Here is a 14,137-nt window from a genome sequence, read left to right as displayed (position 1 = left end):
GGGGGCGCCCCTCGGCAGGGTGACTGTGGGTCTGACTGATCATCAATCATCGCGCGCGGCAAGCTGATTCGGACGACCAGCGCGTGTAGCGTTCGCGAGCGGGCACGGGACATAGCGACCTGGCCACAGCGGACGGGAGAACGTGATGGAGCGATCGACGAACGAGCGGCTGGGACGCCGCCACCTGCTCACCCGGGCCGGTGCGGTGGCGGTCGGCGGCGCGGTGGCGGGGCTGGCCGGCGGGACCGCCCGGGCGGCAGGCGGGGGCGCGGGGACCGGGGAGCCGGAGCCGGAGCCGGGCCAGGCGGATCGTGGCGGGGCGCCGGAGGCGACGCCGTTCGGGCCGGTGACCGTCCACCCGGGCGACCCCCGGTACGACAGTCTGCTGCGCGGCGACAACTGGCGCTTCGTCGGCCGGCCGGAGGAGATCCGCGCGGTCGGCTCCACCGCGCAGGTGGTGCGGGCCGTCGGGGACGCCGTCCGCTCCGGGCGGCGGATCGCGGTGCGCAGTGGCGGCCACTGCTTCGAGAACTTCACCGCCGACCCCGCGGTGCGGATGCTGCTGGACCTGTCCGCGATGGACGCCGTCGGCTTCGACCCCGTGATGGGCGCCTTCGCGGTGCAGCCGGGGGCGACGCTCGGGCACGTGTACCGGACCCTGTTCAAGGGCTGGGGCGTGACGATCCCGGCGGGCGGCTGCCCCGAGGTGGGCGCCGGCGGGCACCTGGTCGGCGGCGGGTACGGGCCGCTGTCGCGCCGGTACGGCTCGGTGGTGGACCATCTGCACGCCGTCGAAGTGGTCGTCGTCGACCGGGACGGGACCGCCCGCGCGGTGGTCGCCACCCGCGACCCCGACGACCCGAACCACGACCTGTGGTGGGCGCACACCGGCGGCGGTGGCGGCAACTTCGGCGTCGTCACCCGCTACTGGCTGCGCTCACCGGATGCCCCCCGCACCGGCGCCACCGACCCGGCGAAGCTGCTGCCGCCCGCGCCGGGCGAGCTGCTGGAGTGCCTGGTCGTCTGGGCCTGGGACACGAAAATGAATGAACAGGCATTTACCACCATCCTGCGCAATTTCGGTACCTGGCACGAGAACAACAGCACCCCCGGCTCCCCCGCGGCGGGCCTGTACGCCGTCCTCGAACCCGCGCACTGCAGCGCCGGCAGCTTCCAGCTGGTCGTGCAGATCGACGCGGGCATCCCGGGCGCCGACGCTCTCGTCACCGACTTCGTGACCGCCCTGACCGCCGGCACGGACGTCACCGAGCTCCTCAACGGCCGGCGCACCCTGCCCTGGCTGCACCCCATGACCTGGCCCGGCAACGGCGAACCCGGCGACATGATCACCCGCCGCTACAAGGAGAAGGCCGGCTACCTGCGCCGCCGCCTGACCGACACCCAGCTCTCCACCATCTACCGCCACCTGACGAACAGCACCGGCGGTACGACCAGCGGCATGCTCCTGGTCGGCTACGGCGGCCAGGTCAACACCGTCGCCCCGCAGGCCACCGCCGTCGCCCAGCGCGACTCGATCATGAAGGCCGTCTACCACACCATCTGGGCCGACGAGTCGCAGGACGCGGCCAACCTGGCCTGGGTCCGCGACCTCTACCGCGACGTCTACCGCGACACCGGAGGCGTCCCCGTCCCCGGCGAGGTCAGTGACGGCTCCTACATCAACTACCCCGACGTGGACCTCGCCGACCCCGCCTGGAACACCTCCGGCACCCCCTGGCACACCCTCTACTACAAGGACAACTACCCGCGCCTGCAGCAGGTCAAGGCCCGCTGGGACCCGCGCGGCGTCTTCCGGCACGCCCTCGGGATCGAGGCGCCCTCCGCCTGACCGCGCCCGACGTCACAAACCTGCCCGACCTCAGGCGGCGGCCACACCGAGCTCCACGGTGATGTGCGGCGACAGCGCGCGCAGGAAGTCCGGCGCGTCGAAGATCTCGCCGGCGGAGGCGACTCCCGTCGTCGCCGTCCGCCCGGTGAGGACCCGGTCGACGGCCTCCACCACCAGGGGAGCAGTGACCGCGTAGATGTCCTGGCCCGTGGCCACCGCCCGCCGTCGCTCCTCGCCACGGCACACGAGGACGTCGACGAGGAAGGTCTGGGCGGATCGCCCGCTCGCGTCCACCGCGGTGGGCGCCGGGGTGTCCGGGTCCGCGATCTGGCCGGCCGCCTCGGTGGTCATATAGGTGCGCACCTCGGGGATGGCCAGGTGGCTGGGGACGGTCACCACGTCGGCCATCGTGAACTCCCCGATGACGGCCCGCGGTCCCATCGGGGCGGGGAAGGTCCACTCCAGGGCCGGCGGGTCGTCATGGCGGCGCTCCAGGCGCCCGTTGGCGTACACGACGCGCCCACCGCCCCGTCGCTGCCGGGAGACCGCGCCCGCCGTCCGGGTCCCGGCGGTGGGGTGCCAGCCGCTCAGCCCGTAGGCGACGTGGGCCTCGTCGGCCGCCGTCCAATCACCCATCGCGGCGGTGACCAGGAGGTCACCGAGGCCGCCGTAGAAGGCCATCGCCGGGACGACCACCACGCCCGCTGCGCGAGCACGGTCGGCGAAGTGCGCGAAGGTGTCGGCGTTGGCCTCGATCTCGGCCGCCACGTCCAGGTACGGGATCCGGGCGCGCAGGGCCGCCTCGATCACGGGGGCGGCCGTCGTGGCGAACGGCCCGGCGCAGTTGATCACGGCCGCCGCGCCGGCCAGAGCGCGATCGAGCGAGGCCGGGTCGTCGACCGACGCCGGGCGTACCGCGTCCGGCCGGATCGCCGATCCGAACTCGCTTGCCAGTGCGTGCAGTCGGTCGGCATCGCGGCCGGCCAGGACGGGGACGAATCCGCGCTCCAGCAGCTCCGCCACCACGAAGCGTCCGGTGTGCCCGTACGCGCCGAACACCGTTACCGTGCGTGCTGATCCCATGGGTTCTCCCCCGTGCTCGAATGATCTCCGCGCTCTGTCACGGACATCCTGGCAGGGGCGCCCACCCCGGCACGACTGTCCGGAACGCCATCACCCGTACAATTCCGGACATGGGAACTGTCGCACTGGCCGTCACCGACGGGATGCTGCACTTCGAGCTGGCCCTGGCCTGCGAAGTCTTCGGCGCCAACCCGATCGGCCTGGCGGACCCCTGGTACCGCCTCGCCCTCTGCGGGCCGAGCCCCGTGCGGGTCGGCCGGTTCCGGCTGGAGCCCGACCGCGGACTCGACGGGCTCGCGGACGCGGACACCGTGATCGTCCCGGGCTGGGCCGACGTCGACGAGGATCCGCCCGCCGACCTGGTCGACGCGGTGCGCGCGGCCCACCAGGCGGGCGCACGCGTGGCCTCGCTCTGCACGGGCGCGTTCGTGCTGGCCGCCGCCGGACTACTGGACGACCGGTGCGCCACCACCCACTGGGCGCACACCCGGGCCCTGGCCGCCCGCTACCCCCGGGTGACGGTGGACCCGGACGTGCTCTACGTGGACAACGGCAGCGTGCTCACCTCCGCCGGCAAGGCCGCCGCCATGGACCTGTGCCTGCACCTGGTGCGCCTGGACCACGGATCGTCGATCGCCAACACCCTCGCCCGCCGCCTGGTGGTGCCCCCGCACCGTGACGGCGGCCAGGCCCAGTTCGTGACCACCCCCGTGCCCGCACCGGACAACCACCCGCTGGCCGACCTCCTGCCCTGGGCCGTCGAACGATTGGACCAGCCACTCACCGTCCAGGACCTGGCCCGCCGGGCGAACATGAGCTCGCGCAACCTGGGCCGCCACTTCAGAGCGGTGACCGGAACCACCCCGCTGCAGTGGCTGCTGGTCCAACGCATCCGCCACGCCCAGGAGTTGCTGGAAGCCACCGACGACAGCATCGACGCCGTCGCGGCAGCCACCGGCATGGGCACGGCCACCACACTGCGCCGCAACTTCAACCGCACGGTCGGCGTGCCGCCGGACACCTACCGCCGCACCTTCCGCTCGCGCTCCTCACCCGCCGCGCAGAACTGGACGTGACGGTGCGGTGGTTCAGCCGCCGGCTCCCGTCAGCGCCTGCGCCATCCGGTCCGCCACACGAGGCAGCCAGTCGGGCCGCGCGTTGCCGAGCAGGTGGTCACCGTGCGGGACGGACAGGTAACTGCCGTGCGGCGCCAGCCGGGCCAGCGGCTCACCGTTCGTCACGCCGGGAATGACGTCCCGCTCTCCGTCCACGACCAGCAGCGGGGCCGCGATCCGCGGTGCCAGAGCGGCGAGGTCCACCTGGCCGGCGAACTCCCGGGCCGCGTCAGGCCCTCCGGCCCGCGTGGCCATGATCTCCCGTACCGGCGCGGGCAGTTCGTCCCAGTCGAGCCGGAAGGGGCCGCTGACGGTCGCGGCGGCCACCACGCGCGGCTCCAACGCCGCGGTCCGGGCCGCGAAGTAGCCGCCCAGACTGAGGCCGACGAGCCCGATGCGATCGACACCGAGGGCGTCGACGACCCGGCCGACCACCTGCTCGTACTCCGGCCGCAGGGTCGTGGTGGCCGCGAGCACGCCCTGCCCGGGGCCGTCCATCGCGAACACCGCCAGCCCCCTGGCCAGCAGCGCGGACGCCAGGTCGAGGAACTCCTCCTTGGCCGAGTCCAGGCCGGGGACGACGACCACCGTGCCGCGCGCATCGCCCGGGCCGCGCAGCCAGCCGGTGAACCCCTCACCGCTCACCCGCCGCGCACCGGGCTCCAGCAGGGCGAGCGCTCCGCCCAGGGCGTGGTCCGCCTCGGTGGCGGCTCGGTTCGCCTCCGGGTACGGCGCCAGGGTGGCGAGGTGGAACCACCGGGCCGCCATCAGCAGGCACTCCCCTGCCGAGCGGGACGATCCCGCGTCCCGCGCACGCTGGAGGTAGCCGTGTCCGGTGCGCGCGAAGGCCGGTCCACAGTCGGCGACCGAGCCGAGGCCGTCGGTCACGCGCCGGTACTCGTGCGGGTCGACGCCTGTGCCGGTGGCGCGTGTCCACAGCGCGGCGACGAACTCGGCGGCGAGCTCGGCGGCGAGATCCCGGGCGCTCATCGTGCTCCTCCCGTCAGCAGCACGGCCTTGCCGCGGATGCGGCGCTCGCGCAGGTCGACCAGTGCGTCGGCGGTCTGCGCCCAGTCGGCGATCCGGTCGATCTCCGGGTGCAGCCGGCCGCTCTCCACCAGGCTCACCAGGGCCTTGAGGTCGGAGTCGTACGGGGCACCGGCGTAGTGGAAGTGCTGGATCGTGACGCGCTCGGGTCCGCCCAGGAGCTGGAAGAAATCGAGGGTCGCCGGGGTGCGGCTCGCCTGGCCGAACCAGACGAGCAGGCCGCCCGGGCGGACCTTGGAGAGGGCGACCGGCAGATCCGGCCCGCCGGTGGACTCCAGCACGATGTCGAACGGTCCCCGCGCCGCCGCGACGTCGTGCACCACCATGGCGCCCAGCTCCGCGAGTCGCTCGCCACGCGCCGGTGTGGCCGTCACCGCGGTCAGTTCGGCGCCGGCCCCGACGGCCAGTTCGGTGACGTAGTGGCCGACGCCTCCCGAGGCGCCGGTCAGCAGCACCCGCCGACCGGCCGGTGAGCCGGCCGTACGCAGCAGCCGCAGGGCGGTGATCCCGGCCAGCGGCAGGGCCGCCGCCCGTACGCTGTCGATGCCGTCCGGGAGCACCGCGAGCGAGTGCGTGGGCACGGCGGCGTACTCGGCCCAGCCGCCCTGCGCCGGATGCCCCACCACGCGGGTGCCGATGCCGGGGCCGGTGCCGTCCGCGGCGGCCTGCACGACGAGCCCCGCGATGTCCTTGCCCGGCAGCGCCCCCGGCCGGGGGCGTTCGAGGAGGAAGGTCTCGCCCCGGTTCGGCGCGAACGCCTCGACCTTGACCAGTGCCTCACCGGGCTCCGGGACGGGCTGGGGGACCTCGGCGAAGACGACCGGACGCGCCGCCTGCCCCGTGGGAATGAGTCTCTGCATGCCGAGGATGCAACCGCTTGGGCCGCCCCGAGGGCCAACAACAGGCGGGAGAATCCGACAACTTCTGGTTGTCGCCTAAGGTGGGGGCATGGATCTCGACGTGGCGCAGGTACGTGCCTTCGTGCGCACCGCCGAGGAGCTGCACTTCGGCCGGGCCGCCGCGGCCCTCGCCATAACCCAGCAGGCGCTGTCCAAGAGGATCGCGCGGCTGGAGTCCCTGCTCGGCACGAGGCTGCTCGAACGCGGCACCACCGGAGTACACCTCACCGAGGCCGGAGCGCGGTTCCTGCCGCCGGCCCGGCAGACCCTGGCCGCCGCCGACGCCGCGGTCGCGGCGGTGGTCGGGCCGGACCGCCCGCTGCGCGTGGACGTCTGGGGGCACCTGTACGCGCCCATCCGGACGCTGGCCCAGGTCGCCGGAAGCGCCGGCGAGTTGACGCTGGGGCACGGGCGCGATCTGCCGTCGGTGACGACGGCGCTGCTGCACGGCGACATCGACGCGGCGTTCGGCCGGGTGCACCCGCCACTGCACACCGGTCTCACGCACCGCCTGGTCCGCCTCGAACCGGTGGACGCCGTGCTGAGCGCGGACCATCCGCTCGCGGCACAACCGGCCCTGCGGCCGGACCAGTTGCGCGACTGCGTGCTGTGGGCGCCGGGCGCGCTGGACCGGCTCGACTTCCTCCACCAGTTCGCCGAGCGGTTCGGCATCCGGCAGCGGGCCGCGAGCGTCAACCTGGGGCTCACCCACTTCCTCACCGAGGTGGTGCAGGACCCGCACCGCTTCTCGCTGCTGCCCGCCGACGTGCCGCTGCCGGAGGTACCGGGGCTTCGCTCGGTCCCGCTGGTCGACCCCACCCCGCTGTACGCCTGGTCGCTGCTCTGGCTCACCGGCAACGGACACCCGGGGCTGAACGACCTCACCGCCGCCTGCGCCGCCCAGGCGGCGCAACGCCGGTGGCTGGAGTACGACCCGGCCCGCGACTGGCTGCCCGAGCCGCCTGCGCAGTGACCGGCAGTCACTCGTCGCGCAGGAACGCCAGCGCCTGTCGGAGGTTGTGCTCCGCGATCCCCCGCATGAAGTCGCGGTCGGGGAAGTCGCCGTCCAACAGGCGCAGCGGACCGGCGACCAGGGACAGGCGCATCGCCAACAGGTAGCAGGCCAGGCGCTGTTCGTCCAGGCCGCGAGAGTCGAGCCGCTGGTAGTGGGCGCCGAAGCGGATCCGCAGGAAGGCGTGCTCCCATTCGGCGTCGAAGAACATCAGACCCTCGATGTCGATCAGGACCGGCTGCCCGAGCCGGTCCACGAGCACGTGGTCCGGGCCGAGTTCACCGTGGACGAGGACGTACTCCGTGCGCGGGCGCACCCGGGCGGCCAGGGTCCGAAGCCTCTCCTCCAGCCGGTCACGGGCACCCGCGATGCGCGGGTCACGCGAGGCGGCCTCGGCGAGGTCGTCGAGCGCCCGGCCGAGGACGATCCCCTCGCACGACTCCCCGCGGGAGACGCCGCCGCCGTCGATCAGCGCGACCTTGCCGAAGTGCGGCGCGGTCTCGCTCCTCAACACATCGAGCAGCGCGGCCAGTTGGTCCAGCGTAGCGTCCGCTCGGCGGGGATCGCGGTCCAGCAGCGTCTCCAGGTTCTCGCCGGGCACGTCCTCGACCACCGCGAGGTCGGCCGGGTGGTGGGCCCCGCTCCGATCGGCCAGGTGGAGGCGGGGTGTGCGGATGCCCAGGGCCTCAAGGCGCCGGTGGGCGGCCAGAAAGAGGTCGAGGCCGGAGGCGGGCGAGAAGGGGTCCGCATGGTCCTGGGCGGCGTCGGCGAGCGCGGTGGGCCAGTAGTTCTCGGCGTCGTGCCAGCTGTAGAGGATCGCGGTCGAGTCGTCGTCGAAGGTCAGCCGGTACACGCCCTTCTTGCTGCCGCCACGCAGCCGTGCCACGCCGACGAGGCGGTGCCGGGCGCCCAGGGCTGCGCGTGCGACGCCCGACAGCTGCTCGGGTGTCGGCACGCCGCGCGCCTGCTCCCTGCCGGTCACGCCGGTCACCCCGGTCACAGGGCGTTGATCGCCGCGGGCGCGCGCTCGGTGCGGGCCAGGGCCCGTAGCAGCGCGGCCTGGCCGTGGCGTCGGGCGGCGAGTCGGGCCAGCAGGGTCAGTACCGGGTCGAAGGCGGCGTCGGGGAGCTGGGGGGCGGCGGTTCCCACGCTGACGGCGAGGTCGTCCAGGTGAACGGCCAGCTCCAGCAGCCGCGTGGTGAGGAAGTCGTCCAGCCGCAGCGCCCATCCGGTCGGCGACAGGAACACCGCCTGCTTGCCGCAACGCCCGGCGAGCAGCGCCCGCTGCTCGGCGAGGGAGCGGCGGGCGCGCTCGGCCAGGGCCCGGGCGCCCTCGGCCGCGATGCTCGCGCCCTTCGCCCGGATTCCGGCGTTGACCTCGCCGTCGAGTGGCGCGTCGATCCAGGCGGCACGTGCGTAGTGCTCCAGCAGCGGGATGGGTTCCTGCTGCGGCTCGGGCTCCGCCAAGGAGGTGCCGACGCTGAAGATCTGGTAGGCGAGATGGCCGGCCAGGCCGCCGACCGTCATCCTGGGGAGCGCGCTGGGCTCCTCCCACGCGGCGTCGACTTCCGTGCTCCCCAGCAGCTCCACTGCCTGGCTCGCGGCGGCCAGGTAGCCGTCCATGACGCTCAATTGAAGCCCCCCGTGATCCGATTCCCCGACATTATCGGCGGCAGGGAGGCGTCCGGGTACCTGTTTTGCGGGCGGACGACGCCGGACAGCTGGGGGCTGGGGCTGGCGGGCTGGCGGGCTTCAGTCGAGGGTGCGCCAGGTCCAGGTCGTGGACGCCTCCAGCGGGTCGATGAGGGTGACCAGGCGCGGGAGGGTGTTGAGGCCGTTCGGCGGGCCGGTCTGCGGCTCGACGGCGACGGCCTCGTCCTGCTCGTCGTAGACGACCACCCACTCCTCGCGGCTGGTGACCTTCAGCTCCAGGGCGCCGGGCCAGGTGAGGGTGACGTCCACGCCGTCGGGCATGCCGAAGCAGTCGTCCCAAGGACCGGGCTGCGGGGCGATCCGCCGGCCGGTCGGCAGGTGGTCCTCGCCGCGCTCCTCCTGCCACTCGGGCTCGAAGGCCAGGTGGAGCGGGCCGCCGGTGCCGAGGTCCCGCAGGAACCAGGGGTGCCAGCCCACCTGCGCGGGGAAGCTGTCCTCGTGGGTCTCGATGCCCATCGTCAGGGTGACGTGGTCCTCGGCGAGTTCGATCAGCTGGGTGACGCGGCCGCGGTAGGGCCAGGGCTCGACGAGGTCGTAGACGAAGGCGGCGGAACTCTCGTCACTGCGGACGGTGCGCCAGGCGGTGTCGCGGCCGGTGCCGTGGATGGCGTGCGGTGCCGCGTTGACAGGCAGTTGGAAGCTCTCCGCGCCGTTGCGGAACTGGCCGAGCTCGGTGCGGCCGCACCACGGCACCATCGGGAAGCAGCCGAACCTGGCGCCCTGGCGCAGCAGTTCGACACCGCCGACGCGCAGGCCGGTGATCCGGCAGCCGTTGTGCGGGTCGACGGTCAGCTCTGCGTTCGGGGCTTTCAGCAGGACGGTGGTGTCATTGTCGGCCATGGGTGTCCCTCCCTTTGTGCACGCGAGCCTTGTGCACGCGAGGCTATCGGAACGAGGTCGACGCCACCGGGAAACAGCTCCGGCCGCCACGAGGAATCTCGTGACGGCCGGGCATGGGGACTGGCGTCGCGGTCGGCTACTTCAGCGCCGCGAGGACCGCGCCGGCCATCACCTGCTCGCCGGTGGCGTTGGGGTGGAAGGGCACGGCCGGCGAGCCGGGCAGCGCGCCCTCGATCCAGCGGTCGTCGGAGCAGACGTCGTGGCCCGCGGTGGGCGTGGCGGTGTCGACGTAGGTGGCGCCGTTGGCCGCGGCCGTGCTCGCCAGCATGCCGTTCAGCTGGTCGAGGATCCCACGCAGGTAGGCCACGTCGCCGACGGTGACGGGCTGGCGGCCGGCGCAGCCGGCGGCGTCCTTGGGCAGCACGGACGGGTAGCCGACCAGCATCACCTTGGCGCCGGGAGCCTTGGCGTGGATCTGCTGGAGGGTCGCGGCGAGCGCGGGTGCGGCGCTGTTGATCCGGTCGACCAGGGTGTCGTCGCCGTACTGCCAACTCCAGCCGAGCGTGCTCCAGTCGAACGCCCAGTGGCCGTGGGCGTAGACGTCGTGGCAGGGCGTGCCGCTCGGGTTGACCACGGCGCCCGCGATGCAGGTGGCGATCACATCGCCGATCCCGAGGTCGGAGGTGCCGAGCTCGTTGCCGCCGATGCCGAGCGTGATCAGCTGGGTCCGGGCCGAGACGGCATTGATCTGCGGGTCGTTGACCTTGATGAACAGGTCGTGCTGGGCGCTGGTGATGTCCTTCACCTTGGCGGCCGCACAGGTGACATCCGTATACGAGCCGACATTCAGCGCGGCGGCCACCAGGTGACCGTAGTTGTGGTCCGAACGAAGGCAGAGTCCGGCCGACTGGTCGAGGACTCCGGCTCCGGCCGCATAGGAGTCGCCGAGCGCGACATAGGAGTTGTAGCTCGCGGTGGTGCGCGGCGCGGTGGTGGCACTGGCCGAGGTCGCGGTGGCCGCGACCAGCGAGGTGGCCAGGGCGAGGCCACCGCAGAGGGCGGCGGCAAGCTTTCGGGCAGGGCTCGGCACGGTGTCTCCTGGGGGCGCGGAACGACGGCGGGTGGGGGCGCGTGGGTCGTGCGGGGCATGTGCGTGGGGGGGCTGCCTGACGCAGCTTCTACTGGCAGGTAAGTTACCGTCAGGTTTCCTGGCCGTCCACAGAATCGTGTCGAATTTTTCCGCGGCTGCGCGAAAGGGAAATTCCGAATTTCGCTCCACCGTGGAGTGAAATTAATATCGATCCGCCCTGGAGCGAAAAGCCGGCTCAGACCTGGGCCACCCGGTCGAAGTGCGTGGTGGTGGACCGGATCCGCAGCGGCAGTTCGTCGCCGACCACCGGGGGCTCGGCGGCGCCGTTCAACGGGGCGGTGCCGTCGAGCCTGCCGGTGGGCCTTCCAGCGGGCCTGCCATCGGGCCTGCCATCGGGCCTGCCATCGGGCTTTCCGGCGGCCTTTCCGGCGGGCAGGAAGACGATGCTGACCTGCATGTGCGGCGGTTCGGCGAACCAGAGTTGGCGGCCCTGCCAGTGGTAGGGCGACAGGGTGCGGTTGAGGGTGGCCAGGCCCGCACGGACGATGCCCCTGATCCGGGGCATCAGCCCGCGGAGGTACTTGGGTGCCTCCAGCCCGATGCCGTGCGGTCGGGCCGGTCCAGCGGCAGGTGCAGGGCGAAGCCCTCCAGGGACACCGCGGCGAGGCCCGCGAGGTGGGCCAGGTCGGTCCTGGCGATGCCGTGGCGGCTCATGCTGGTCATGCACTCGACCACCACCTTCGTGCCGGCCAGCGCCCGAACCACCTCCAGGCTGCCGGCGGTGCGGATCACCTGCCGCAGCTGCGGCACCGTCTCCTCCCCCAGCCGGTACGGGGTGAGCACCAGCACCTCGCCGTCGAACCAGCAGACCGCCTCGGCCACCGTGCCCACCGCCAGCAGCGGGACCCCCAGGCGGGCGGCCTCCTCGGCGAGCAGGCGGTTTCCCAGGCCGTAGCCGTTGCCCTTGGCGACCGGGACCAGACCCGGGATCTCGGCCAGCACCGCGCGCTGATGGGCCCGCCAGCGGTCGGTGTCCATGTAGAGCGAAAGGGCCATCGGGCTCTCCCAGGGTGATTCGTAGGTACGGATTGTGCGGCTGAACGAGCGAACCGGCGTACGAGCAAACCGGCGTACGGGCGAACCGGCGTACGGGCGCGACGGATCACCGGGCCGGCGCCGCGGCGGGCGCCGGTCCGCATGTGTTCAGCAAGGGGCGTCAGCAGAGGGCTGTCAGCTGGGGATCAGCGGCGCTTCAGGTAGCGGCCGAGCGCCACTTGATGGCGTTGGAGGGCCTGACCTCGCGCCGGTGATCGGCGGAGGCACCGCAGGAGTACCAGGCGTGCTCCCCGACGGTGAGCATCGTGGCGGCGGCCAGCGGCTCGCCCTCGTGCCGGGCGACGTACAGCCGCATCCGGTCGGGGTCCTCGGCGGTCAGCGCCGTCCACATCCGCTGGAAGTAGGTGAGATATTTTTCATCGCCCCTCGTCAGGTGGCCCTTCCGAGCCTGGCGGGGGGGCTTGCCGACAGGCGGAGCAGCGCGGGGGCGACGGTGGGTCGCGCCCGTGCCCGAGGTGTCGGATCCCGGGCACGGGCCGGCCGAGCGAGCCGTGGTGGAGCCGCGACGAGTCCGCGGCGCGGCCAGCGTCAGTGACGGGCGAAGAAGCGCGCGAAGTCCGCGGTCGCCGAGCCGACGCCGGTGACGTCGTCGTAGCCGGGTGCGGCCTTCAGCCTGCCGTCCCGGTCGAACCGGGTCAGGTACCCGGTGCCCTGCGGGTTGACCTGTGCCACGCTGCGGCCCCAGCCGAGTTCGCCGAGCACCTGGCCCTTCTCGCCGATCTCCAGCGTGGTGCCACCGACGGAGGTCGCCCACTGGTCGGAGGCGGGGAAGCTCACCATGCGCGGGGAGCCCGCGTCATCTCCGGACGCGCCGTCCCCGTAGTCGCCGGAGGCGTAGTCAGAGGCGACGGCTGTCGGCACGGTGGGCTTGTCACCCTCGCTGACTAGGCTGAATTCCGTGACCGCCCACCCCGCCGCCCGCCATCTGCTGCGCGCCAAGGACCTCGCCGACGCGCGCTACGCCGAGCCGCTCACGGTGGCCGGACTCGCGGCGGCCGCCGGGCTGTCCCCCGCGCACTTCAGCCGTGAGTTCCGGCGCGCCTTCGGGGAGTCACCGCACGTGTACCTGCTGACCCGGCGGCTGGAGCGCGCGGCCACCCTGCTGCGCACCACCGACCGACCGATCGCCACCGTCTGCCTCGACGTCGGGCTGAACAGTCTGGGGTCGTTCACCACCAGCTTCACCCGGATGTTCGGCCGCACGCCGGCGGCCTACCGCGCCGCGTTCCCGCCGGCCGCCGCGCACGCGATCATCCCCGGCTGCGTGCAGCGCGCTTACGGCCGGCCGCAACACCGCACGTTTCGAGAAGACGGCCCGCAGGGTCCCGCCCTAGCGTGAGGGTATCGCCGACGCACCGCGGTCACCCCGTCCACGGATGTGCGTACGAGCCGATGACCAGCCGATATACCAGGAGGCTTCCGATGATCAGAATCGCCACCGCGCAGCTCTGGGTGCACGACCAGGAGGAGGCCCTCGCCTTCTACACCAAGAAGGTGGGCCTGGAGGTCCGGGCCGATGTCACCCTCCCCGAGATGGGGAACTTCCGCTGGCTCACCGTCGGTCCGGCCGGGCAGGAGGACGTGGCCATCGTGCTGATGGCGATCCCGGGCCCGCCGGTGCTGGACGCCGAGACCCAGTCCCAGGTGCGCGAGCTGACCGCCAAGGGCGCGACCGGCACCGTCTTCCTCAGCACCGACGACTGCGACGCCGCCTACCAGGAACTCTCCGATCGGGGCGTGGAGTTCAACGAGGAGCCGACCGACCGCCCGTACGGCCGTGACTGCGGATTCCGCGATCCGTCCGGCAACAACATCCGGCTCACCCAGCTCGCGGAACTGTGACCGCAGCGACACCCACAGCGATGCCCGAAAATATGAGCATTTCCCGCCACAGCATCACCTATGGCGACCCCGAAGGCCGGCCGGCACCCCCGGGTGCGCGGTCGGCCCGCCCTGTTCCACCCCTTGCCACCTGCGGCTGAGCTCCGCCGGCTGATCCGTGGATGCGAATTCCGCAAAACCCGAGCAGCACTCAGCTCGGCGCCCCTATGCTGTCGTGCGCACGTCCCGGCTTCTCCATCCATACCACCCTGTAAGGAGATTCCCATGACCACTGCAACACTTCCGGCCCGCGGCACCGAGATCGAGCTGGACGACCTCTTCGACCTGGATGTCCGCATCGAGGTGACCGACACCGACGCCGAGGCAGGCTGGACCAGCTTCGGCTGCAGCATCACCTGTAGCTCGTGCCTCGGCATCAGCCAGTGCGTCTGCTGATGACCGGTCAGGGCTGACCTGGCCCGGACCTGAGGGGTCGGCGGCCGGTGCCGCCGGCCCCTCGCCCGTTCCCCAGCACGCCCCGCCTGCCGACCG

The 14,137-nt window shown here is 72.7% G+C and carries 14 protein-coding genes and 2 pseudogenes; 6 read left to right on the top strand and 10 right to left on the bottom strand.

Going from position 1 to position 14,137, the window contains the following annotated elements; genetic code table 11:
* Positions 1–145: 145 nt before the first annotated feature.
* Complete coding sequence (locus ACFZB9_RS33185) at positions 146–1,849, top strand: FAD-binding oxidoreductase (RefSeq protein ID WP_391453428.1); 1,704 nt, start codon at positions 146–148, stop codon at positions 1,847–1,849.
* A 30-nt stretch (positions 1,850–1,879) separates the two neighbouring features.
* On the opposite strand, the gene ACFZB9_RS33180 is transcribed toward ACFZB9_RS33185, so the two are convergent.
* Positions 1,880–2,932 (bottom strand): saccharopine dehydrogenase family protein, encoded by a 1,053-nt coding sequence (locus tag ACFZB9_RS33180; RefSeq protein WP_391453427.1) that lies wholly within the window; start codon positions 2,930–2,932, stop codon positions 1,880–1,882.
* Between the two features lie 110 nt (positions 2,933–3,042).
* Here ACFZB9_RS33180 and ACFZB9_RS33175 point away from each other — a divergent pair, with 110 nt between their 5' ends.
* Positions 3,043–4,008 carry a helix-turn-helix domain-containing protein gene (locus ACFZB9_RS33175; protein ID WP_391453425.1) on the top strand — a complete coding sequence of 322 codons (966 nt, stop codon included), beginning with the start codon at positions 3,043–3,045 and terminating at the stop codon, positions 4,006–4,008.
* 12 nt (positions 4,009–4,020) lie between these two features.
* Here the strand turns inward: ACFZB9_RS33175 and ACFZB9_RS33170 are convergent, their stop codons facing one another.
* A complete protein-coding gene (locus ACFZB9_RS33170; protein ID WP_391453423.1) occupies positions 4,021–5,037 on the bottom strand; it encodes an alpha/beta hydrolase family protein in 1,017 nt (338 codons plus the stop codon).
* Positions 5,034–5,954, bottom strand: coding sequence for a zinc-binding dehydrogenase (locus tag ACFZB9_RS33165; protein ID WP_391453421.1), 921 nt, complete (start codon positions 5,952–5,954; stop codon positions 5,034–5,036). Before ACFZB9_RS33165 ends, ACFZB9_RS33170 begins: the two co-directional genes overlap by 4 nt.
* 88 nt (positions 5,955–6,042) lie before the next feature.
* On the opposite strand from ACFZB9_RS33165, the gene ACFZB9_RS33160 reads away from it, so the two are divergent.
* Positions 6,043–6,966: a LysR family transcriptional regulator gene (locus ACFZB9_RS33160; RefSeq protein WP_391453419.1), complete on the top strand. Its 924-nt coding sequence runs from the start codon at positions 6,043–6,045 to the stop codon at positions 6,964–6,966.
* A 7-nt stretch (positions 6,967–6,973) separates the two neighbouring features.
* Here the strand turns inward: ACFZB9_RS33160 and ACFZB9_RS33155 are convergent, their stop codons facing one another.
* The 7 genes and pseudogenes from ACFZB9_RS33155 to ACFZB9_RS33125 all read right to left on the bottom strand — a co-directional run bounded on the left by ACFZB9_RS33155 (position 6,974) and on the right by ACFZB9_RS33125 (position 12,625).
* A complete protein-coding gene (locus tag ACFZB9_RS33155) occupies positions 6,974–7,987 on the bottom strand; it encodes a phosphotransferase family protein (RefSeq protein ID WP_391453418.1) in 1,014 nt (337 codons plus the stop codon).
* A gap of 14 nt (positions 7,988–8,001) precedes the next feature.
* Complete coding sequence (locus ACFZB9_RS33150; RefSeq protein WP_391453416.1) at positions 8,002–8,628, bottom strand: maleylpyruvate isomerase N-terminal domain-containing protein; 627 nt, start codon at positions 8,626–8,628, stop codon at positions 8,002–8,004.
* A gap of 129 nt (positions 8,629–8,757) precedes the next feature.
* Positions 8,758–9,558, bottom strand: coding sequence for an aldose 1-epimerase (locus ACFZB9_RS33145; RefSeq protein ID WP_391453414.1), 801 nt, complete (start codon positions 9,556–9,558; stop codon positions 8,758–8,760).
* A 136-nt stretch (positions 9,559–9,694) separates the two neighbouring features.
* Positions 9,695–10,648, bottom strand: a complete 954-nt coding sequence (locus tag ACFZB9_RS33140) for an SGNH/GDSL hydrolase family protein (protein WP_391453412.1) — start codon at positions 10,646–10,648, stop codon at positions 9,695–9,697.
* A gap of 424 nt (positions 10,649–11,072) precedes the next feature.
* Positions 11,073–11,704 (bottom strand): annotated as a pseudogene (locus ACFZB9_RS33135) (alanine racemase); the annotation flags it as partial.
* Between the two features lie 211 nt (positions 11,705–11,915).
* A pseudogene (locus ACFZB9_RS33130) lies at positions 11,916–12,113 on the bottom strand (GNAT family N-acetyltransferase); the annotation flags it as partial.
* 179 nt (positions 12,114–12,292) lie between these two features.
* Positions 12,293–12,625 (bottom strand): hypothetical protein, encoded by a 333-nt coding sequence (locus ACFZB9_RS33125; RefSeq protein ID WP_391453549.1) that lies wholly within the window; start codon positions 12,623–12,625, stop codon positions 12,293–12,295.
* Positions 12,626–12,662: 37 nt separating this feature from the next.
* Here ACFZB9_RS33125 and ACFZB9_RS33120 point away from each other — a divergent pair, with 37 nt between their 5' ends.
* The 3 genes from ACFZB9_RS33120 (at position 12,663) to ACFZB9_RS33110 (ending at position 14,041) form a co-directional block, all read left to right on the top strand.
* Positions 12,663–13,103 (top strand): helix-turn-helix transcriptional regulator, encoded by a 441-nt coding sequence (locus tag ACFZB9_RS33120; protein ID WP_391453411.1) that lies wholly within the window; start codon positions 12,663–12,665, stop codon positions 13,101–13,103.
* A gap of 83 nt (positions 13,104–13,186) precedes the next feature.
* Positions 13,187–13,606, top strand: a complete 420-nt coding sequence (locus ACFZB9_RS33115; protein ID WP_391453410.1) for a VOC family protein — start codon at positions 13,187–13,189, stop codon at positions 13,604–13,606.
* A gap of 264 nt (positions 13,607–13,870) precedes the next feature.
* Positions 13,871–14,041 carry an FDLD family class I lanthipeptide gene (locus tag ACFZB9_RS33110; RefSeq protein ID WP_391453408.1) on the top strand — a complete coding sequence of 57 codons (171 nt, stop codon included), beginning with the start codon at positions 13,871–13,873 and terminating at the stop codon, positions 14,039–14,041.
* Positions 14,042–14,137: the final 96 nt, after the last annotated feature.

Source organism: Kitasatospora sp. NPDC008050 (assembly GCF_042957465.1).
Lineage (GTDB): Bacteria > Actinomycetota > Actinomycetes > Streptomycetales > Streptomycetaceae > Kitasatospora.
The sequence above is the reverse complement of the archived record's forward strand: the minus strand, read 5'-3'. Positions and strand labels throughout refer to the sequence as shown.

What these genes read in the sequence shown, in the direction of transcription:
- ACFZB9_RS33185 (WP_391453428.1), top strand. Translation starts at nt 146, where the DNA reads ATGGAGCGATCGACGAACGAGCGGCTGGGACGCCGCCACCTGCTCACC.
- ACFZB9_RS33180 (WP_391453427.1), bottom strand. Translation starts at nt 2,932, where the DNA reads ATGGGATCAGCACGCACGGTAACGGTGTTCGGCGCGTACGGGCACACC.
- ACFZB9_RS33175 (WP_391453425.1), top strand. Translation starts at nt 3,043, where the DNA reads ATGGGAACTGTCGCACTGGCCGTCACCGACGGGATGCTGCACTTCGAG.
- ACFZB9_RS33170 (WP_391453423.1), bottom strand. Translation starts at nt 5,037, where the DNA reads ATGAGCGCCCGGGATCTCGCCGCCGAGCTCGCCGCCGAGTTCGTCGCC.
- ACFZB9_RS33165 (WP_391453421.1), bottom strand. Translation starts at nt 5,954, where the DNA reads ATGCAGAGACTCATTCCCACGGGGCAGGCGGCGCGTCCGGTCGTCTTC.
- ACFZB9_RS33160 (WP_391453419.1), top strand. Translation starts at nt 6,043, where the DNA reads ATGGATCTCGACGTGGCGCAGGTACGTGCCTTCGTGCGCACCGCCGAG.
- ACFZB9_RS33150 (WP_391453416.1), bottom strand. Translation starts at nt 8,628, where the DNA reads ATGGACGGCTACCTGGCCGCCGCGAGCCAGGCAGTGGAGCTGCTGGGG.
- ACFZB9_RS33145 (WP_391453414.1), bottom strand. Translation starts at nt 9,558, where the DNA reads ATGGCCGACAATGACACCACCGTCCTGCTGAAAGCCCCGAACGCAGAG.
- ACFZB9_RS33115 (WP_391453410.1), top strand. Translation starts at nt 13,187, where the DNA reads ATGATCAGAATCGCCACCGCGCAGCTCTGGGTGCACGACCAGGAGGAG.
- ACFZB9_RS33110 (WP_391453408.1), top strand. Translation starts at nt 13,871, where the DNA reads ATGACCACTGCAACACTTCCGGCCCGCGGCACCGAGATCGAGCTGGAC.